Here is an 18,064-nt window from a genome sequence, read left to right as displayed (position 1 = left end):
TCGGGCTGGCCAAATGCGACTAGCGGGTATAATTTTGATGTGGTTGTGAATGAGGCTCATCAATGCCACGCGACGAGTTCGCCGAAATGCGCGCGTTCCTGGAGATCACCCGGACGCGGAGCTTCACCCGAGCAGCCGCCAAGCTCGGGGTCACTCCTTCGGCTCTTAGCCACACCATCAAGTCGCTGGAGTCGCGGCTTGGCGTTCGTCTTCTGTCTCGCACCACGCGCGACGTGGCCCCGACGGCGGCCGGTCAACGCCTCAAGGAAGGCATCGAACCGCATTTCGAAGGGATCGCGGCTGAGGTCAGCGCTCTCGGCGTCCTGCGCGACAGGCCGTCCGGCAACATTCGCCTGGTGTGCACCGACGATTCGGTCGACCTTGTCTTCCGCGCCCGGCTGCCAAAGTTCCTGAGCGACTTCCCCGATATCAATGTCGAGCTGGTGGTCGACAACGCCTTCACCAACATCGTCGAGCGCCAGTTCGACGCCGGTGTGCGGCTGGGCGAGTCCATTGCCCGGGATATGGTAGCCGTGCGCATCGGAGCCGACGTGACCTACACTGTCGTCGGCTCACCCCATTACTTCGCCCATCGGTCGCCGCCGGAGACACCGCAGGAGCTGACCGACCATAACTGCATCAACTACCGGCTGCCGACGTCAGGATCGGTCTATGCATGGGAATTGCGGGAAGGCGCGCGCGAGTTCAGTGCTCGGGTCGAGGGGCAACTGACGCTTAACAACATGGGGCCGGCGATCCAGGCCGCGCTTGACGGAGTGGGCTTGGCCTATCTGCCGCGCGAACTCGTCCTTCCACACATTGAGAGTGGCCTTCTCCAGGAAGCCTTGACCAAATGGTGCCCGACCTTCCAGGGCTACCACCTGTACTATCCAAGCCGACGCCATCCCTCTCCGGCGTTTTCCGCCTTTGTCGACGCGTTCCGTATCAGGGGCAAGTAACAGCGTTTCGACGGCAAACGGCAGCTCGTATCTCATAAAACGGTCGTGCGGCAGCTTGGGTGACGAAGCGCAGTTGGAGGCAAGCCGGGATAACTGAATCGAATGCGTTTCGCCCAGAAATGGTGGAGCCGGCCCGGGGACGGGGCCGGCTCCTTAAACCCGGTCGTTGGGGACGGGGAGGGTGGGGACTCGACCGGGTTTTGCGTCGCGTCCTCAGCGGACGCTGGCGACCGCGTCGGAGCGGCCGTCGTTGATCGTCACCCAGGCGCCGGAATTCCGCTCGGACTGGCGCTTCAGGTAGGTGTAGCCGGTATTGGTCCAGGACAGCACCTTGGGCTGGAGATTGTCGAGGATGAACTCGCCAAGGCTGGTGCGCACGGTCAGCACCGCATGGCCGTCGCCATTGCGCTGGCGCACGACCGTCATCAGCAGATCACCGGCCGGCACGCCGATGCTCATCAGCTCGCGGCGCTTTTCCAGCGCATAGTCCTCGCAGTCGCCGAAGCCGCTATTGGGAAAGGACCAGACTTCCTCCTTGCCCCACATTTCCATGTCGGTGCGCGGCGCGACCTTGCTGTTGACCGAATTGTTGATCTTGACGATCGTCGCCCACAGCTTGCGGGTGAGCTCGACGGGTGCCCGCCCAGGCGTCCTCTGATTGCATTCCTGCGGAAGCTGCTGGCACAATTCGTAGTGACCGACCGGCTGTGTGGTGCGGCCGCCGGTGTGCATGAAGGCCGGCTCCGCCGCGTTTGCAATCCCCCAGCCGAAAAGCTGCATCGCTATTGCCGCCAGCAACAGCTTGCCCCTCATCCTGTTCATTATTCAGTCTCCCCGTTTGAGGAGACATTGACACGGCTGGATTTATTTGACGCAAAAGCACGAAGTAGACATTAAGTAAAACGCCAATAGAATAAATATAAAATTTGACGCAATTGAGTATAGAATTGTTTAAGGATTCTAGCCAGGTCCGTTCCCATGTTTCGTCGCACCGTTCGAACAGCTAGGATGGCGGGACAGAGGGGGGCGCGAAGGATCGCGAGCCTCTCTTCCCGATGGCGCTAAGGCTTCCGCGTTAGCCGCGCGGTGAGCTGAATTCGGTATCGAGCGTTTCCGGCCGCTGGATGACGGCGAACTCGATGGCGACGCCATCTTCGAAATGACGCACTATCTGGCCGCGCATGGTGCCGAGCGTCACCTGGACGCCGATGGCCGGCTTGACGTCGATCTCGATCGCCGCGCCCGACAGCGACAGGTCGATGATGCGGCACTGGTACTGGCGTCCGTCGGCAAGCTGCAGCACGCTCGTCGGGTTGCGCGGTGCGACGCGTTCATGGCGGCGGTCTTCCGGCAGGTCGAGCTCGTGCTTGTTGGCAAGCCAGGTCAGTTGCGCGGCGAGCTTGTCCCTCTTGCGGTCGGACGCGATGACGGTCATCGCAAAGCCATCCTGCAAAGTGCGGGTGATGACGCCTTCGATGCGGCCGATGTGATCGATATAGGCAATGACCTTTTCGCCAGCCAGGCCGGCGCGCTCGGTGCGCAGCGCAACGTTGCCGGGCGACATGTCGACCACCTGGCACGGATGCTCGGTGCGGTCTTCCAGCATGAAGCGTCCGTAAATCTTCACGCGGACGCGCTGAAAGTTACGCCTTTCAGCTTGGGACGGCGCATGGTCGACCGCCGCTGACCTCATCACTGCCATACCCCGTTCGGCATTCCGCGCATGGATGCGGGGAATTTCAGCGGAAAACTACAACAAAGCAGGTTAACAAAGGGGAAAGCCCGGCGCTGTTGCTTTAAGCTTTGGGCATCATTCCTCGCGTCCGCCGTCGAAGACGACCAGGTGACGGATGCGGCGGGCCTGGCCGAGCGCCGAAATCGTCTCGGGCGGGTCGAATTCCGACGGGGCGAGCGAGGGAACCTCTATCGCCGGCCGGTTCTTCAGGAACATCGGCTCCTTGTCGGGATCGACGACACGGATCGAATCGATCAAGGCGTCGAGAACCGGGTCGGCACCCAGCCAGAAGGGTTTTTCGACGGCGCTTATCACGCCGAGGCAGCGCGGGCTCTCGACCCCGCCGTCGAGCGGCAGCGCGAGCAGCTCGAACCTGTTGGATCGGCCGTTGCGGCTGAAACCCTCATAGGTGATGAGCATCACCGATTTCTGGTCGAAGACGCCGTCGGTCAGCTTCGAGATCAGCCGCTGGTCCTTCTCGCGCCACAGCGAAGGGAATGAAAAGCCCTTGAGTTCGCGGCCATAGACCGCGCAGAGCCTGGTGCCGGCCAGCCGGAACACCGCTTCGCCGCGCGTGTCCTTTTCCAGGATGAACGTGTCGGCCAGCAGCGACTTGATATCCGCGGGTTCGACTTCCGAGCGCTTCGGGGCAGGGCGTCCGTCACGCAACCGGTTCCAATAATGGAACAGCGTGATCGATCCGGTCTGGTTCATGCTAATGCTGCTCCGCGCATTCTGTCTTCTGATGTCCCATCGGTGAACAGAAGGGCGCCCTCCGAAGACCTACATGCGTTGCGGAGCAGGATGCGTGCCAGCATCGTTAATACTTGTTCACGGGTCGGGGCGGTTAAGGTTAACAACTGGTTTACGTTGCGCGCCAGCCAGCCCTGTGGCACACCAAAACCACTCCAGAAGCGGTCGTTTTGCGACGATCGGCAGCACTTCAGTCAAGAGTTCAGGGGGAGCAAGGGGGCTCGACTAGCCGTTCAAGGGAAACCTTGGACGGCTTCTTTTTTGATTCGGGGCTGCTGATTCGCCGTTTGTGATTCGGTTGGCCGTGATCTACATGCTCGCGAAGTCCAACCCAGCGACTGAGTGCAAGCCATATGAGCGACCCAGAAAGCCCACCGGAGATCGAGCAGGGCGAGGGCGGGCCTGTCGCCCGCGAACCGGAGCAGCGCCGCGAGCCGGTGTTCAACCTGCCGCCCGTGGTGCTGGCGGTGATCGGCATCTGCGTCGCTGTCCATCTGATCCGGGTCTATTGGCTGACCGACGACCAGGACTTCGAACTGCTTGTCAGGGCTGCCTTTGTGCCGATCCGCTATTCCGGCCGCTTCGACCTGGATTTCTTTGCGTTTTCAAGCTCTTTCACCTACGCCTTCCTGCATGGCGGCTTTGCCCATCTTGCCATCAACATGGTGTGGCTCGCGGCCTTCGGCTCACCGCTGGCCAACCGCTTCGGCGCGCTGCGCTTCAGCCTGTTCTTCGCCGCGACCGGACTGGCGGCGGTGGCATTGTTCTGGGCCATGCATCCGCTTGGCGAGGCGCCGCTGGTCGGGGCCTCCGGCGCGATTTCCGGTATGATGGGCGCGGCGGCACGCTACGGCTTCCGCATCGACCGCTCGTCGGGCAAGGCCGCCTTCGCCGGTCAGCCTTTGCCGATGGCGGCAGTGCTGCGCTCGCGCGGCGTCGTCACCTTTCTCGCCATGTGGATGGTGATCAACCTCGCGACCGGCCTCTTCGGCCTGGCGCCTGGCATTGACGGCCAGATCGCCTGGGAAGCCCATATTGGCGGCTTTCTTGCCGGCTTCTTCGGCCTGCGGTTTTTTGATCGGCGAGAGCAGGCACCCCGGCAGGCGGACGAGTCGGAGACCTGAGACCTCCGCACTTGAAAAGCAACCGATCGCGGCGCACCATGTTCATCCCAGGGAAAGCCGGCCAGGGCAGGAGCCGGCAAGGAAATGCAGAGGAGGACGCCATGACTGTTAAGGCAATTCTCGAGGCAAAAGGCCACGACGTGGTGACGCTCGGGCCGAACGAAAAGCTCAGCGAAGCCATCCGCATGCTTTCCGAACACAGGATCGGCGCGCTGGTCATCACCAACGGCGATCACAAGATCGTCGGCATTCTTTCCGAGCGCGATGTGGTGCGGGTCCTCGCCAAGGAGGGGGCCGCGGCGCTCGACCTCGCCATCCGCTCGGCGATGACGCCCAAGGTGAAGATCTGCAATGAGAACCACACCGTCAACGAGGTCATGGAGATCATGACCAAGGGCCGCTTCCGCCATCTGCCGGTGGAAAAGAACGGGCTGCTCGACGGCATCGTGTCGATCGGCGACGTAGTCAAGCGGCGCATCGAGGATGTCGAGCGCGAGGCCGAGGAGATCAGGGCCTACATCGCCACGGCATGAGGCGACGGCGGCCGGGTTGCCGGCCATTGAATTTTTTCAAGCCGCTATAGCAGTCCATCGCGGCAGGTGCGGGCCTGTGCCGCGTCGGCGTCTGCGGCTTTGCGCTTGTCTCTTTTGGCGGTTTGCACTAGCGAAGTTGCACATCAAAATATGCGTTCTCGCATGTCCGCAATTTCAATATGCAGGCCCTTATGAGCATCATCGATACCCGCACGCCCGACGCCAAGCGCCTGGTTCCCGGCGCTACCGGCGACTGGGAGATCATCATTGGCCTCGAGGTCCACGCGCAGGTGACCTCGCAGGCAAAGCTGTTTTCCGGCGCCTCGACCATTTTCGGCGCCGCGCCCAATGCCAATGTCAGCCTGGTCGACGCGGCGATGCCCGGCATGCTGCCGGTCATCAACGAGGAATGCGTCAAGCAGGCGATCCGTACCGGGCTGGGCCTGAAGGCTGAGATCAACCACAAATCGGTCTTCGACAGGAAAAACTATTTCTATCCCGATCTGCCGCAGGGCTACCAGATATCGCAGTTCAAGCAGCCGATCGTCGGCGAGGGCAAGGTGATCGTCTCGGTCGGCCCGGACCGGCAGGGCGAATTCGAGGACATAGAGGTCGGCATCGAGCGCCTGCACCTGGAGCAGGATGCCGGCAAGTCGATGCACGACCAGCATGCGACGATGTCCTATGTCGATCTCAACCGCTCCGGCGTGGCGCTGATGGAGATCGTCTCCAAGCCGGATATGCGCTCGGCCGATGAAGCCAAGGCCTATGTCACCAAGCTGCGCACGATCGTGCGCTATCTCGGCACGTGCGACGGCAATATGGACGAAGGCTCGCTGCGCGCCGACGTCAACGTCTCGGTGCGCCGGCCCGGCGGCGAATTCGGCACGCGCTGCGAGATCAAGAACGTCAACTCGATCCGTTTCATCGGCCAGGCCATCGACTATGAGGCGCGCCGCCAGATTGCAATCCTCGAGGACGGCGGCAGGATCGAGCAGGAAACGCGGCTGTTCGACCCCAACAAGGGCGAGACGCGCTCGATGCGCTCCAAGGAAGAAGCGCACGACTACCGCTATTTCCCCGATCCCGACCTTCTGCCGCTGGAATTCGACCAGGCCTATGTCGACGCGTTGGCAAAGGACCTGCCGGAACTTCCGGACGCCAAGAAGGCGCGGCTGATCACCTCGCTCGGCCTGTCGACCTACGATGCCTCGATCCTGGTTTCGGAAAAGGCGATTGCCGATTATTTCGAGAGGGTGGCGGCCGGGCGCGACGGCAAGCTCGCTGCCAACTGGGTCATCAACGACCTCCTGGGGGCCTTGAACAAGGCCGGCAAGGATATTGAAAACGCTCCTGTTTCGCCCGACCAGCTTGGCGCGGTCATCGACCTGATCAAGGAAGGCACTATCTCCGGCAAGATCGCCAAGGATCTGTTCGAGATCGTTTGGAACGAGGGCGGCGATCCGCGTCAGCTGGTCGAAAGCCGCGGCATGAAGCAGGTCACCGATACCGGCGCCATTGAAAGGGCGGTGGACGAGGTGGTCGCGGCCAACCCGGACAAGGTCGAGCAGGCGCGCGCCAAGCCGACCATGGCCGGCTGGTTCGTCGGCCAGGTGATGAAGGCGACCGGCGGCAAGGCCAATCCGCAGGCGGTCAACGAGCTGGTCAAGGCCAGGCTCGGGATCGAGTAGGATGTTCGTCCGCACCGCCGGCGAGCGCGATCTTGCGGCGGTGCGCGCATTGCTGGTCGAGACATGGCATGCCACCTATGATGCCATCTACGGCGCGCCGCGGGTCACCGAAATCACCGATGAATGGCATTCGATCGCCGCACTCAAAGCACGGCTGACGCGGCCGAATTCGGAGTTCCTGCTCGCCGACGACGGCAAGAGCATCGGCGGCATGGCCTTCGCCGCCGCCACCACGGATCCCGGGATCGTCATGCTGAACCAGCTTTACGTGCATCCGGCCTGGCAGAGGCAAGGCATCGGCCAGGCGCTGCTGGACGAGATCGAGGCGAGCTTTCCGGAGGCCCGGACGTTGCGCGTCGAGGTCGAGGAAGCAAATGCTCCGGCCATCGCCTTTTACCGCTCGAGAGGGTTCTTGCCCGCCGGCAACACGGCCGATTGCGGCGGCGCCTCTGGATTGCCGGCGCTGGTCTTGGAGAAGGCGATCGGCTAGCCCGTTCGCCTGACGCTCAGTTGCGTTTCTCAGGCAGGTTGGAGCAGCCGGCGGCGAGAAACTCGCACGGCAGGCTGCCGCCGCCACCCGACGTGTGCGGGGGCGTGGCGGCTTCGATTTTTTCCACCTCGTAATATTTCGACGTGACGCCCCATTTTTTGACGCCCTGGCACGTCGAGCGCACGCCAACCTCGGTCGCCTTCGCCGCCGTCTTGTAATAGGTGGTGATCCGGCAGGATTGGCTGACCGGCAGCGCGTTCGCCGGGCTCGTGACCGGCGGCAGGAAGTTCGGGAAGGCAAGCAGCGAGATTGCCGCAATGATCCGGACGGCGGGCATGGTGTGGGGAAGGTGCAGCATCGTTTGTCTCCATCGACGGCGCCGCTCGCTCGTGGCGAAGTGGCGCGTTTGTTCCCGCAAGATCAGGCCATGATGCCGGCGTTGCCGCATCTGCCGCGCGGGGGATGGCGGCAGCGGTCCGAACCGCCGCCGTCATCCGCCAGCGGCCGCGTCAGGGCGTTTTCGGCTTGATGAGCGTCTTTATCGGAACGGTGACTTTTGGAGGCCGGACCGTGCTGGTTCCACCATCGACGGCCAGCCCGCCGCTGTTGAGATAGCGCACCGTATAGCGCAGCTCGTAGCCCGGAACTCTGATCCATGTAGGCTTGTGATTGAACTGATCCGGAGGCCTCGAATACCACTTCGGGATCTGCATGGTCTTGGAACCGGCACCGAATCCCGCAGTCTTGGCCGCAACTGCGAAGGCGCTGTCTCTGGGGTCGTTCGGCGGTTGGTCGACATTGCCGATGACGACCAGCGAATCGTATTTTCGCGCGTCGAGCCTGAGTGCGGGAAGGTTCAGCGCAGCCACGTCGCCTTCGCGCATCGTCAGCGCCTTCTGAAGGCCGTCCTCATTGGCATAGACGTTGAGGTTTATCGCCTCGGATTCCGCGTAGACCACATTGTTGTGGAAGTCGCGTGCTGCCAGGCGTGTGAGGCTGTCGAAGGTCACTTCAATCGTCGGCTTGGCTATGGCGTCCGTCACCACTAGGTTGCGTCGCGGCACCGTCCAGAAGATGAGATCATCGTCGGTGGCCTGCGTGCCGGCATCGGAGCCGTCTATGGCCGAGCATTTCGAATTCGGAACCGGCGTCGTCACCGGCAGAGGTGCCGAAAACGAGCTGCGTACCTGGGCGTCGATGTAATTGCCGACGTTGAAAACGTCTTCGAGGATGTTGCCGCCCTCGAAGCTCGCCGGGCCGGGTTGCGAGCGGATGATGACCTGGCTGGAATCGGTCTGCCAGCCGCTGCAGAAGACGTTGATGTCTATGGGAATGCCGATGTGGCGGTCGGAGGTCACCGGGATCGAGACTTTGATGGTCAGGATATAAGGAACTTTGACGAACGAGCTGTTCGGCTGGTTCAGCATCTGCGTCGCAAAGCGAGACGGCCGCCATTGCTGCAGCGATTCGATCGATGCGCGTGACGATCGTCCCTGGGCGGCGAGCTGTGCGTTGGTGGCGTCGACCTTGGCCTGTGCCAGATTGCGGACGGTGTTAGTGATCAGGAACACGCCGAGTTCGGCTTCGCAGGGCTTGTTCGATTGTGCGGGGTTGCATGGGGTAAGTGCCGCACTGGGAACCGGCGGCCCCGAAGGCGGCGGCTGGGCGGCCGCGGTGGCCGCCATCAGGCAGAAGAACAGCATCGTGCAGGTTTTCAACATGGTATCCTCGCTCTGTCGTTGGAAACCACCCTCCGGCTAGACAGCAGCATTTCTTCGATGGCGGTTCATCGCCCGCACGGGGGATGAACCGCGAAACATCGGACGGGCCCAGCGACGCCGAGCCGCCGTCCTTTCTGATTGGATGGCTATTGCTTCACGGCGCCTTGGGTTGTCGCCTTCGGCGCGACGACCTTGGGCTTGGGGGTTTTCGGCCCTGGGTCGACTACCAATGCGGCCGTGCAGGAGCATTTGCCCGAACCGCAGTTCAGGTCGCCCTTGCACATTTTGGAATGCCGCATGTCGGTGCAGTCGGCAGTCCCTGAGCAGGAGCAACTGCCTTGCCCAATCGTTCCGGACTGACATTTAAAGCTCCATGCCGGATCGGCGGCAAGGCCGGCCACAGCGAGCGATAAGGCAAAAAGCGTCGTCGAAATGAGCTTGCGCATGAATACCTCCCGGTTCTATCGAGCGATGGAACCACGAAGCAGCAACGACTTCATCTCCCGCGCGGGAGATGAAGTCGCGTACCGGTGACGATCGTCAATGCTGTCCCTTCAGCACGACGAGATAACCGCGTTCGACGCGAAGCCGGAACGCGATTTGCCCTGCAGTGCCCGGATCCTTGGAAACCTTGTCGATGACATAGCCGCTGGGATGCGAGCCAAGCCATTCTTCCGGTTTGTCGGTGCTTTCGAATGGCCTTTGCAAGCGGGCCAGGAAGCCGACTTCGCCTTGATAGTCGAAAGCCACGGCCCAGTCCGCATCCTTTCGCTCGTCGATGAAGTTGGCGAGCGGCGTCAGGTCATAGCGCTTGAACGCGGTTGCCGATGCCACCGCGTGGCCGATGCCGAAAATGACAAGCATGACGACGGCCGAGCTCTTCAGCCTGGCGAGCGGGATGTCCGCCATGAAATAGCCGAACAGGATGATCACGAACGGCAACATTGGCACGACATAGTGGGGCTGCTTGCCGGATATCGCGCTGAACACCAGAAAGACGGCAACGAACGAGAACGACAGCAGGCGCAAGGCGCGCAGATCCGGCGACTTCGTCTCGATCAGGCTGCGGATCCGCGCGCGCAGCTTCAACCGCCAGACCTCGGGTATGAAGATCCACGGTATGAACATGACCGGCAGCAGCAGCAGATAGAAATAGAACGGCCGGCCGTGCGAATTGCGCAAATTGCCGGTGACACGCCCCGCCGACTGGTTCCAGACGAGATCATAGACGAAATTGCCTTTTGTCAGGATCGTCGCCGGCACCAGCCAGATCGCCACCGGAATCAGCGCGGCGAGCACTGCCAGGCCCACTCCAGCGAGGAAGTTCGGTGTCGCCAGTCCCGCCCGCCGGTCGCGCCAGAACGGGTAGAACAGGATGGGCGCGCCGATATGGATCAGCACCACCGGGCCTTTCGTCAGCACGCCCATGCCGATGAACAGCCCGGCCAGAACGGCCTGCCAGCGGTTGCCGCTGCGGCCAAAGGCAATCAGCGACAACAGCGCGGCAAGCACAAAGACCGTCAGCAACAAGTCGAACAGGATCAGCGTCGAATAGATGACGAACACGCTGCTTCCGGCGACCAGCCAGGGGACGCGCCGCGCGATGTCGTCGCGGCCCGGAAACAGGGTCTTTGCCAAAGCCGTCGTCAGCCAGATGACGAGCGAGGAGGCGGCGAAGATGACCAGCATCGCCGCCGGCCGGCTGGCGCCGAAAACGGTCCAGACAAGGTCGATAAGCCAAAACAGCAGTGGCGGCTTTTGCAGATAGGGCGCGAAATTCATCGTCGGGACGAAGATCTGTCCGCTCAGATACATTTCCCAGGTGACGCTGAGATATCGCGTTTCGTCGACGGGCAGCAGTGGCCGGAAAGCGACCGCGATTACGATCAGCGCAAGCAGAAAGAGGTAGGGGAGCAGCCGCTCGGTAGATGTCGGTGTCAAAGATCGAGATCCGTGCCAGAAACCATTTTCATTCCAGCCGAGCATAGTGCCGCGTTTCTGGACCGCGAACGACCGCACCATGATTTTGGCCGAATTGCAACGATGCCGGTTTCGTTTCGCAGATTTTGCGGACGATGGTCTCAAGGGCTTGGAAAAACTTGCCGGCCGAGTCTTTTGGAGCGCTGCCGGTCCGGGGAAACCTGCGCAAAATCAACTCGAGCGCAAGGGCGGCGATAATTCGCGCATCAAGAGTTCGAGCTCGCGCTGATCGCCTGTACCGGTCTTGTCGAAGATCGTCGCCAGCTGCGACTTGACGGTGCCGTCGGAGACGCCGCCGGCGGCGGCGATTTCCTTTCGCGTCAGGCCGGCGGCAACGTGACCGGCGACGCGCCTTTCTGCCGCGGTCAGTCCGAACAGCGCCGCAATGGCGTCCAGCGCCGGGATTGGTGCCGAACCGGCCGCCGCGATGAAGATCGCTGCGGCGGCGCGCTGCGCGATGCGCGCCGAGATTTCACGCCGCGCCAGCGGCATCACATGGGCCACTGCCGGAACGGCCGTCTTGGCCAGGGGAATGTTGATGCCGCAAGGTCCGAGCGCGAATTCGTCGCGCGTGCCGAGCTGGACGGCGCGGCCGATCGCGGCATTGGCGTTGGCGTAGGTGAAGGAAAGCTGGCCGCGCACGCAAGCGACCGAAATGTTTTCGGCGAGCAGCGCTTCGGCTGATGGATTGGCGAAGATGATGGTCATGTCTTCGGCGACGATCAGCACCGGATGGTCGAGGCTTTCGATGATGGAGCGAAAGATTTCGGCCTTGCGCCGCTCGGCCTCGAACAGGTCGCCGATGGTCACCGCGCGCCGCACATGCGGCGCCAGCAGGCAGACAAGCTCGAGATCCTCGCGGGAAATCTGGCGCCTGTCCTTGTCGGTGACCACCATCAACGTGCCGATCCGGGTCGGCCGCTTCATCAACGCCACCCAGAAGAAATCGTCCAGGCGGTTGGGTTGCACCCATTCGCGTACGATGCGGCTTTCGAGCCATCTCTGTCGCGTATCCGGGCCTTGCAGGGCGTAGATCGAATCGACGGTGAACGGCACGTCGATCTCCATCTTGGGAACCGCCGCATAGAACGGCACTTGCGAGCCGTAGTCATGCTTCAACGGCTCAAGAACTGCGGGATCGCCGCAGGACACCGAAAACCGCGCGGAACTGCTGATCGTGTCGATGACGGCGAGCATGGCAAGCTGGCCTTCCGCCAGGTTGCAGATGGCCTCGAGTGTCGCCTGCCAGCGGTCGACGTCGGCAATCGAATCGTAGATCGCCTCAACGACCTGCGGCAGCGCGCGACCGGCCGTGCCCGCCAGCGATGACATGAGCCCCTCTCATTTGCCGTCCTTGAGGCAACGAAGCTTCAACTCCTAGAATAACGCTGCGTAAGGTTGCCAACAACCCATTTCATCTGCTTCGCGCGGACGCGAAAATAACATGATCATTTCGCTTTCCCGCCAGCCATTTGCTCCTCGGTTGCGGCAAGACGCTTGCCTTCGCAATGCCGTGACGCCATAAGCAGGAACAGGCGCCGCAGCCGCCGCGAGGACTTGCTTCAAGGACTTGCCACGAGGATTTGGATGAAAACTTTCCTTCTGCAGTTTTTCACCTGGTGGAATAGCCAGACATTGGGAACGCGCTTCCACACCTGGCGGCACGGCAAGAAGGTCGGGCAGGACGAGGTCGGCAACGTCTACTATGAGGGCGGCGTCGATTCGGAAGGCCGCACCCGTCGCTGGGTCATCTACCGCGACTATTCGGAAGCCTCGGCGATTCCGCCCGGCTGGCATGGCTGGATCCATCACCGTGTCGACGTTGCGCCGCCAAGCGAAGAGTACAAGCCACGCGACTGGCAAAAGCCGCATGTGCCGAACCTCACCGGCAGCCCCGCAGCCTATCGCCCGAAAGGCTCAGTGCTGACCAACCAGCATCGTCCGCAGGTGACGGGCGACTACGACGCCTGGACGCCTGGTTCGTGATCGATCGGCGCGACATGCGCGCGGTCTCCACGGGGCGGTCCCCACGACGACGGTCCTTTGTCGCCACAATTGCTGTTTAGCTGTTTGCTGATCCGACAGCAGCAACTAGCCTTGGCGTTAAGAGAATCACCCGGGCGCAAACCACCGGACCTTGCATGAGCATGTTCAGCCGAATTTTGACGGGCGGATTAACCGCGGTCGTTCTCGCTTCTATGGTGGCGCTTGCTGCTGCGCAGGAGTTGGCGCCGCCTGCGCCGGACGCGTCGGTGGCGCCTGCAGCACCCGCAGTATCCGAGCGCATCACCAATCCCGTCGCTGAATTCGCCGGCATCGACAAGATCACCGGCCGTATCATCACCTTCGATGTCTATATCGACGAGACGGTGCAGTTCGGCGCTTTGCAGGTGACGCCGCGCATCTGCTATTCGCGGCCCGAAAACGAAGAGCCTAAGACGGATTCGTTCGTCGAGGTCGACGAGATCACGCTCGACCGGAAAATACGCCGTATCTTCACCGGCTGGATGTTTGCCGAAAGCCCCGGGATCAACGCCGTCGAGCATGCCGTCTATGATATCTGGCTGAAGGGCTGCAAGCAGAAGTCCGACGTGCCGGCACCCGCCGCCCCCAAAACCAACTAGAATCTGTCAGTGCGGCGGCGGATACCGCGCTTTGCGGAACCGCCGTGTTGCCCGAGCGTTGGTGCCTCTCTACGGAGGAGGTTGCCATGATGATGGCCAACAAGAACGAACTTCTCGACATCGAAAGGGGATTCTGGAGCGGCGGTGCCGACTATTTCAAGGCCAATGCCGATACCGAATGCCTGGTGGCCTTCCCGCAGATGGCGCGGGTGATGAGCAATACCGATCTGGCCGCAACTGCGACGGACCCGAACCGCTGGCGCGATCTCGATATCGACCTCAAGGGCATCATCGAGCCGGGCAGCGACATCGTCATGCTGACCTACGAGGCGCGTGCAACCCGGCAAAATGGCGAAGCCTATGCGGCGCTGGTCAGCACCGGCTATGTCCACCGCGTCAACGGCTGGAAGATGATGTTCCACGCACAGACGCCGCTGGTGACGGCAGCAAAAGGCTGACCGGCCGCTAGAGCAATTCCAGGACAAGTGTGAACGGTTTCCGTCCGGAATTGCGTTTCTGTGAAACGATGAACCATTCCAGGTTATGGAAAAAACACGGCCTCGCCCTTCAGCGCCTCGGCCAGCATCTTCTCGTACTTGCCGCGCGGCACGTCGATCGCGCCGAAGCGTTTGAGATGCTCGGTGGTGAACTGCGTATCAAGCAGTGCAAAACCGCGCGCCTTCAGGCGGTCGACGAGGTGAACCAGGCAGGCCTTCGACGCGTCGGTCTCCCTGGCGAACATGCTCTCGCCGAAAAACACGCGGCCGAGCGATACGCCGTAGAGCCCGCCGACCAACCGGTCGTTGTGCCAGGCCTCGACCGAATGGCAATGGCCCATCCGATGCAGCTCGATATAGGCTTCGCGGATCGGCGCGTTGATCCAGGTCGACCGACGTTCCTCGCGCCTTTCGGCGCAGGCCTCGATCGTCGCCTCGAAGTCGAAATCGATGCGGAACTCGAACAGGTTCTTGCGGATCGTCTTTCTCAGGCTTTTCGGTATGTGGAACCCGTCGAGCGGAATGATGCCGCGCGTCTCCGGCCGCACCCAGAACACTTCGGGGTCATTGGCGCTCTCGGCCATCGGGAAGACGCCGGAGGCATAGGCTTTGAGCAAAAGGTCAGTCGGGATGCGATAACCGGGTGCGTAGGGACGGGTCATCGCTTCGCCCCTGTATCACTCGCCTTCGGCCAGGTATTTTTCCAGCCAGTGGATGTCGTAGTCGCCATTGGCGATGTCGGCGTTGCCAACGAGGTCGCGAAACAGCGGCAGCGTCGTCTTGATGCCGTCGACCACGAATTCGTCAAGCGCGCGCCGCAGCCGCATCATGCATTCGACGCGGTTGCGGCCGTGCACGATCAGCTTGCCGATCAGGCTGTCGTAGTAGGGCGGGATTTTGTAGCCGGAATAGACGCCGGAATCGACGCGGATGCCGAGGCCGCCCGGCGTGTGGAAGTGGGTGATGGTGCCCGGCGAGGGGGTGAAGGTGCGCGGATCCTCGGCGTTGATACGGCATTCGATGGCATGGCCATGGAAGCGGATATCCTCCTGGCGCACCGAAAGCCCGCCGCCCGAGGCGACGCGGATCTGCTCGTGCACGAGATCGATGCCGGTGATCGCCTCGGTGACCGGATGTTCGACCTGCAGGCGCGTGTTCATCTCGATGAAATAGAACTGGCCATCCTCATAGAGGAATTCGATCGTGCCGGCGCCGGAATAGCCGAGATCGGCGATCGCCCTGGCGCAGACGCCGCCAATATGCGCGCGCTCCTCGGCATTGAGAGCCGGCGAGGGCGCTTCTTCCCAGACTTTCTGGTGGCGGCGCTGCAGCGAGCAGTCGCGCTCGCCGAAATGCACGCCGCGCCCGGCGCCGTCGCCGAACACCTGCACTTCGATATGGCGCGGCTTCTGCAGATATTTCTCGATATAGACTGCGTCGTCGCCGAAGGCCGCACCCGCCTCCGAGCGTGCCGTCTGCAGCGCCACCTCGAGATCGGCCTCGCTACGCGCCACTTTCATGCCGCGCCCGCCGCCGCCCGCCGACGCCTTGATGATGACGGGGTAGCCGATCGCGGCGGCAATGCGCTTGGCTTCCTTGTCCTCGGTGACCGCGCCGTCGGAGCCGGGCACGACGGGAATGCCGAGGCGTTTTGCGGTACGCTTGGCCTCGATCTTGTCGCCCATGATGCGGATATGGTCGCCGGTCGGGCCGATGAAGGTGATGTTGTGCGCGGCGAGGATGTCGGCGAACTTGGCGTTCTCCGACAGAAAACCGTAGCCAGGATGCACCGCGTCGGCGCCGGTGATCTCGCAGGCGGCGACGATCTGGTGGATGTTGAGATAGCTGTCGCGCGACGGCGGCGGGCCGATGCAGACGCTCTCGTCGGCGAGACGCACATGCATGGCGTCGGCGTCGGCGGTCGAATGCACCACCACCGTCTGGATGCCGAGCTCCTTGCAGGCGCGCAGCACCCTGAGGGCGATTTCGCCGCGATTGGCGATGAGGATTTTCTGGAACATCTTTCGCCTGTTCCCGGCTCTACTCGATCACGACGAGCGGCATGCCATATTCGACCGGCTGCGCATCTTCAAACAGGATCGCCGTCACCGTGCCGGCACGCGGCGAGGGGATCTGGTTCATCGTCTTCATTGCTTCGATGATCAGCAGCGTCTGGCCTTCCTTGACCTTCTGGCCGATTTCGATGAACGGCCTGGCGTCGGGCGACGGTGCCAGATAGGCGGTGCCGACCATCGGCGAGGCAACGGCGTTCTTCGACACGTCGGGCGTCGTCGGCGCGGCCGCTGCCGCAGGCTGCGCGGCTGCCGGGGCATAGGCCGGCTGAGCCGCGGCGACGGCATGGACGGCCGGGGCCTGCCGCGAGACGCGCACCTTCAGATCGCCGAGCTCGACCTCGATCTCGGTCAGGTTGGTGTCGTTCAGTATGCCCGCCAGATCGCGGATCAGCTGCTGGTCAACACCGTTCTTCTTTATCGACATTTTCGAGCCTTCTGTTTGTTGGCCGGTCATAGGCGTGCAGCCAGCGCCTGCAGCGCCAGCGTGTAGCCGAGCGGCCCGAACCCGCAGATCATGCCGACGGCGACCGGCGCGACCATGGAAACGTGGCGGAATGGTTCCCGCGCATGGATGTTGGAGAGATGCACCTCAGCGACCGGCAGCGGCGCGACAGCGCGGATGGCATCGTGAATGGCGATCGAGGTATGGCCGTAGGCGCCCGGATTGATAACGATTGCGGCGGCCTTGTCGGCGGCCTCCTGGATCCAGTCGACGAGGTCGCCCTCATGGTTCGACTGGCGGAAATCGATCTCCAGCCCAAGTGCGGCACCTGCCTGCTTGCAGTCGTCGGCGATCGCGGCAAGCGTCTTGCCGCCATAGATGCCCGGCTCGCGCTTGCCGAGCGCGTTGAGATTGGGGCCGTTCAGGACGAAAACCGTTTTCAAAAAATGCCGACCTTTCCCGGCGCGGCTAAGCCGGCGCGCCGGACCCTCTATAATGGGCATAGACGCTGGCGAAAAGAGCGCAAGTGCGTTCTTTCGCCGTCCACAACAGCCGGAAAACGGCCCGTGCCGGAAACCCGCAGCCTAATCGAAACCCGAACGCTAATCAGAGCGCGGCCTTCGCCGCCTCGATCTTTTCGGCCAGCACTTCCTGGCCAAGCGCGCCGAACACCACCTCGTTGCCGACGACATAGGACGGCGTTCCGGTTATGGCGAGCTTGGTGGCGAGATCATAGGTCTTGGAGAAGGCCTCGGTGATGCTCGGGTCCTTCATCTTTTCGCGCAGCGCCGCCTCGTCGGCCCCGAGCGACAGCGCCACCTTGATTGCCGCCGCCTCGGTGGCGCGCCCCTGGCCGCCGAGCAGCGCATTGTGGAATTCGCCGTATTTCTCCGGCTTCATCAAATGGAAGGCCATCGAGACGACGCTCGCCTTCTGCGAATCCGGGCCGAGGATCGGGAACTCCTTGAGTACGAAGCGCAGGTCCGGATCGGCCTTGGTCAGCGCGCGCATGTCGTCGATGGCGCGTTTGCAGTAGCCGCAATTGTAATCGTAGAACTCGACGATGGTGATTTTGCCGTTCGGATTACCGACAACACCGTCGAAGGAGGAATTGAAGATCTGGTCCTTGGCGTCTTTGATGACGCCGAGACTGGCGACGCGCTGTTCTTCCTTCTGCTTGGCCTCGAGTGCCTGCTGGGCCTCCAGAAGCACTTCCGGGTTCTTCAGGAGATAGTCGCGGACGATGCCTTCGACTTCGGTGCGGTCGAGCTTGGTTTCCGAGGATGCCATCTGGACAAGCCGCGCCGTGCCGGCCTTCGCCGTCTGCGGATTGCCGGCGACGAAGCCGAACGCCAGCATGGCGAGGGCCGCTGCCACTCCGGTAGTGCCCAGCAGAATTGCCTTGGTCATGATCCTCGATCCTCTTGCCTGTGTTCGGGT

Annotated in this window: 21 protein-coding genes; 8 read left to right on the top strand and 13 right to left on the bottom strand. The window is 62.3% G+C overall.

Features of this window, described 5'->3' with window-relative positions:
- The first annotated feature begins 62 nt into the window (after positions 1–62).
- A complete protein-coding gene (locus tag NKJ46_RS24525) occupies positions 63–959 on the top strand; it encodes a LysR family transcriptional regulator (RefSeq protein ID WP_352668260.1) in 897 nt (298 codons plus the stop codon).
- A 213-nt stretch (positions 960–1,172) separates the two neighbouring features.
- Here the strand turns inward: NKJ46_RS24525 and NKJ46_RS24520 are convergent, their stop codons facing one another.
- From NKJ46_RS24520 to NKJ46_RS24510, 3 genes are all read right to left on the bottom strand, one after another.
- Positions 1,173–1,772, bottom strand: coding sequence for a transglutaminase-like cysteine peptidase (locus tag NKJ46_RS24520; RefSeq protein WP_352668306.1), 600 nt, complete (start codon positions 1,770–1,772; stop codon positions 1,173–1,175).
- Between the two features lie 262 nt (positions 1,773–2,034).
- The gene (locus NKJ46_RS24515; RefSeq protein ID WP_352492546.1) at positions 2,035–2,652 is read right to left on the bottom strand and encodes a PilZ domain-containing protein; all 618 of its coding nucleotides are present in this window, start codon (positions 2,650–2,652) and stop codon (positions 2,035–2,037) included.
- A gap of 117 nt (positions 2,653–2,769) precedes the next feature.
- Positions 2,770–3,408: a PAS domain-containing protein gene (locus tag NKJ46_RS24510; protein WP_352668258.1), complete on the bottom strand. Its 639-nt coding sequence runs from the start codon at positions 3,406–3,408 to the stop codon at positions 2,770–2,772.
- 392 nt (positions 3,409–3,800) lie between these two features.
- On the opposite strand from NKJ46_RS24510, the gene NKJ46_RS24505 reads away from it, so the two are divergent.
- The 4 genes from NKJ46_RS24505 to NKJ46_RS24490 all read left to right on the top strand — a co-directional run bounded on the left by NKJ46_RS24505 (position 3,801) and on the right by NKJ46_RS24490 (position 7,285).
- Complete coding sequence (locus NKJ46_RS24505; protein ID WP_352668256.1) at positions 3,801–4,571, top strand: rhomboid family intramembrane serine protease; 771 nt, start codon at positions 3,801–3,803, stop codon at positions 4,569–4,571.
- A gap of 101 nt (positions 4,572–4,672) precedes the next feature.
- Positions 4,673–5,104: a CBS domain-containing protein gene (locus NKJ46_RS24500; RefSeq protein WP_023717464.1), complete on the top strand. Its 432-nt coding sequence runs from the start codon at positions 4,673–4,675 to the stop codon at positions 5,102–5,104.
- A gap of 191 nt (positions 5,105–5,295) precedes the next feature.
- Positions 5,296–6,795, top strand: coding sequence for an Asp-tRNA(Asn)/Glu-tRNA(Gln) amidotransferase subunit GatB (gatB, locus tag NKJ46_RS24495; RefSeq protein ID WP_352668253.1), 1,500 nt, complete (start codon positions 5,296–5,298; stop codon positions 6,793–6,795).
- Position 6,796: 1 nt separating this feature from the next.
- On the top strand, positions 6,797–7,285 hold the full coding sequence (locus NKJ46_RS24490; RefSeq protein ID WP_352668251.1) for a GNAT family N-acetyltransferase: 489 nt from the start codon (positions 6,797–6,799) through the stop codon (positions 7,283–7,285).
- 16 nt (positions 7,286–7,301) lie between these two features.
- Here NKJ46_RS24490 and NKJ46_RS24485 read toward each other — a convergent pair whose 3' ends face one another.
- From NKJ46_RS24485 to NKJ46_RS24465, 5 genes are all read right to left on the bottom strand, one after another.
- Positions 7,302–7,643 carry a hypothetical protein gene (locus NKJ46_RS24485; protein ID WP_352578246.1) on the bottom strand — a complete coding sequence of 114 codons (342 nt, stop codon included), beginning with the start codon at positions 7,641–7,643 and terminating at the stop codon, positions 7,302–7,304.
- Between the two features lie 151 nt (positions 7,644–7,794).
- Complete coding sequence (locus tag NKJ46_RS24480) at positions 7,795–9,006, bottom strand: hypothetical protein (protein ID WP_352668249.1); 1,212 nt, start codon at positions 9,004–9,006, stop codon at positions 7,795–7,797.
- Positions 9,007–9,152: 146 nt separating this feature from the next.
- Positions 9,153–9,452 carry a hypothetical protein gene (locus tag NKJ46_RS24475; RefSeq protein ID WP_352668247.1) on the bottom strand — a complete coding sequence of 100 codons (300 nt, stop codon included), beginning with the start codon at positions 9,450–9,452 and terminating at the stop codon, positions 9,153–9,155.
- A 94-nt stretch (positions 9,453–9,546) separates the two neighbouring features.
- The gene (locus tag NKJ46_RS24470; RefSeq protein WP_352668246.1) at positions 9,547–10,947 is read right to left on the bottom strand and encodes an ArnT family glycosyltransferase; all 1,401 of its coding nucleotides are present in this window, start codon (positions 10,945–10,947) and stop codon (positions 9,547–9,549) included.
- Positions 10,948–11,157: 210 nt separating this feature from the next.
- Positions 11,158–12,318, bottom strand: a complete 1,161-nt coding sequence (locus NKJ46_RS24465; protein WP_352668244.1) for a helix-turn-helix transcriptional regulator — start codon at positions 12,316–12,318, stop codon at positions 11,158–11,160.
- Positions 12,319–12,573: 255 nt separating this feature from the next.
- Between NKJ46_RS24465 and NKJ46_RS24460 the strand changes: the two genes are divergently transcribed.
- The 3 genes from NKJ46_RS24460 (at position 12,574) to NKJ46_RS24450 (ending at position 14,068) form a co-directional block, all read left to right on the top strand.
- Positions 12,574–12,972, top strand: a complete 399-nt coding sequence (locus tag NKJ46_RS24460) for an NADH:ubiquinone oxidoreductase subunit NDUFA12 (RefSeq protein ID WP_352668241.1) — start codon at positions 12,574–12,576, stop codon at positions 12,970–12,972.
- A gap of 155 nt (positions 12,973–13,127) precedes the next feature.
- Positions 13,128–13,610, top strand: coding sequence for a DUF2155 domain-containing protein (locus tag NKJ46_RS24455; protein ID WP_352451095.1), 483 nt, complete (start codon positions 13,128–13,130; stop codon positions 13,608–13,610).
- Between the two features lie 89 nt (positions 13,611–13,699).
- Positions 13,700–14,068: a hypothetical protein gene (locus NKJ46_RS24450; RefSeq protein WP_352668304.1), complete on the top strand. Its 369-nt coding sequence runs from the start codon at positions 13,700–13,702 to the stop codon at positions 14,066–14,068.
- A gap of 83 nt (positions 14,069–14,151) precedes the next feature.
- Here NKJ46_RS24450 and aat read toward each other — a convergent pair whose 3' ends face one another.
- From aat to NKJ46_RS24425, 5 genes are all read right to left on the bottom strand, one after another.
- Positions 14,152–14,769: a leucyl/phenylalanyl-tRNA--protein transferase gene (gene aat, locus NKJ46_RS24445; protein WP_352668240.1), complete on the bottom strand. Its 618-nt coding sequence runs from the start codon at positions 14,767–14,769 to the stop codon at positions 14,152–14,154.
- 15 nt (positions 14,770–14,784) lie between these two features.
- Complete coding sequence (gene accC / locus NKJ46_RS24440; protein ID WP_352492533.1) at positions 14,785–16,128, bottom strand: acetyl-CoA carboxylase biotin carboxylase subunit; 1,344 nt, start codon at positions 16,126–16,128, stop codon at positions 14,785–14,787.
- 19 nt (positions 16,129–16,147) lie between these two features.
- The gene (gene accB, locus NKJ46_RS24435; RefSeq protein WP_352668237.1) at positions 16,148–16,606 is read right to left on the bottom strand and encodes an acetyl-CoA carboxylase biotin carboxyl carrier protein; all 459 of its coding nucleotides are present in this window, start codon (positions 16,604–16,606) and stop codon (positions 16,148–16,150) included.
- Positions 16,607–16,632: 26 nt separating this feature from the next.
- Positions 16,633–17,067 carry a type II 3-dehydroquinate dehydratase gene (gene aroQ / locus NKJ46_RS24430; RefSeq protein ID WP_031211260.1) on the bottom strand — a complete coding sequence of 145 codons (435 nt, stop codon included), beginning with the start codon at positions 17,065–17,067 and terminating at the stop codon, positions 16,633–16,635.
- Between the two features lie 163 nt (positions 17,068–17,230).
- Positions 17,231–18,034 (bottom strand): DsbA family protein, encoded by an 804-nt coding sequence (locus tag NKJ46_RS24425; RefSeq protein WP_352668235.1) that lies wholly within the window; start codon positions 18,032–18,034, stop codon positions 17,231–17,233.
- Positions 18,035–18,064: the final 30 nt, after the last annotated feature.

This window comes from Mesorhizobium sp. M0166 (genome assembly GCF_040322255.1).
Classification (GTDB): Bacteria; Pseudomonadota; Alphaproteobacteria; order Rhizobiales; family Rhizobiaceae; genus Mesorhizobium.
The sequence above is the reverse complement of the archived record's forward strand: the minus strand, read 5'-3'. Positions and strand labels throughout refer to the sequence as shown.

Bases quoted from the DNA above. Each gene is read 5' to 3' on its own strand.
- NKJ46_RS24490 (WP_352668251.1), top strand. From the start codon at position 6,797: ATGTTCGTCCGCACCGCCGGCGAGCGCGATCTTGCGGCGGTGCGCGCA.
- aat (WP_352668240.1), bottom strand. From the start codon at position 14,769: ATGACCCGTCCCTACGCACCCGGTTATCGCATCCCGACTGACCTTTTG.
- NKJ46_RS24425 (WP_352668235.1), bottom strand. From the start codon at position 18,034: ATGACCAAGGCAATTCTGCTGGGCACTACCGGAGTGGCAGCGGCCCTC.
- NKJ46_RS24510 (WP_352668258.1), bottom strand. From the start codon at position 3,408: ATGAACCAGACCGGATCGATCACGCTGTTCCATTATTGGAACCGGTTG.
- NKJ46_RS24455 (WP_352451095.1), top strand. From the start codon at position 13,128: ATGAGCATGTTCAGCCGAATTTTGACGGGCGGATTAACCGCGGTCGTT.
- NKJ46_RS24515 (WP_352492546.1), bottom strand. From the start codon at position 2,652: ATGAGGTCAGCGGCGGTCGACCATGCGCCGTCCCAAGCTGAAAGGCGT.
- NKJ46_RS24525 (WP_352668260.1), top strand. From the start codon at position 63: ATGCCACGCGACGAGTTCGCCGAAATGCGCGCGTTCCTGGAGATCACC.
- NKJ46_RS24500 (WP_023717464.1), top strand. From the start codon at position 4,673: ATGACTGTTAAGGCAATTCTCGAGGCAAAAGGCCACGACGTGGTGACG.
- NKJ46_RS24465 (WP_352668244.1), bottom strand. From the start codon at position 12,318: ATGTCATCGCTGGCGGGCACGGCCGGTCGCGCGCTGCCGCAGGTCGTT.
- gatB (WP_352668253.1), top strand. From the start codon at position 5,296: ATGAGCATCATCGATACCCGCACGCCCGACGCCAAGCGCCTGGTTCCC.
- accB (WP_352668237.1), bottom strand. From the start codon at position 16,606: ATGTCGATAAAGAAGAACGGTGTTGACCAGCAGCTGATCCGCGATCTG.
- accC (WP_352492533.1), bottom strand. From the start codon at position 16,128: ATGTTCCAGAAAATCCTCATCGCCAATCGCGGCGAAATCGCCCTCAGG.
- NKJ46_RS24485 (WP_352578246.1), bottom strand. From the start codon at position 7,643: ATGCTGCACCTTCCCCACACCATGCCCGCCGTCCGGATCATTGCGGCA.
- NKJ46_RS24520 (WP_352668306.1), bottom strand. From the start codon at position 1,772: ATGAGGGGCAAGCTGTTGCTGGCGGCAATAGCGATGCAGCTTTTCGGC.
- NKJ46_RS24480 (WP_352668249.1), bottom strand. From the start codon at position 9,006: ATGTTGAAAACCTGCACGATGCTGTTCTTCTGCCTGATGGCGGCCACC.
- NKJ46_RS24450 (WP_352668304.1), top strand. From the start codon at position 13,700: ATGATGGCCAACAAGAACGAACTTCTCGACATCGAAAGGGGATTCTGG.
- NKJ46_RS24460 (WP_352668241.1), top strand. From the start codon at position 12,574: ATGAAAACTTTCCTTCTGCAGTTTTTCACCTGGTGGAATAGCCAGACA.
- NKJ46_RS24475 (WP_352668247.1), bottom strand. From the start codon at position 9,452: ATGCGCAAGCTCATTTCGACGACGCTTTTTGCCTTATCGCTCGCTGTG.
- NKJ46_RS24505 (WP_352668256.1), top strand. From the start codon at position 3,801: ATGAGCGACCCAGAAAGCCCACCGGAGATCGAGCAGGGCGAGGGCGGG.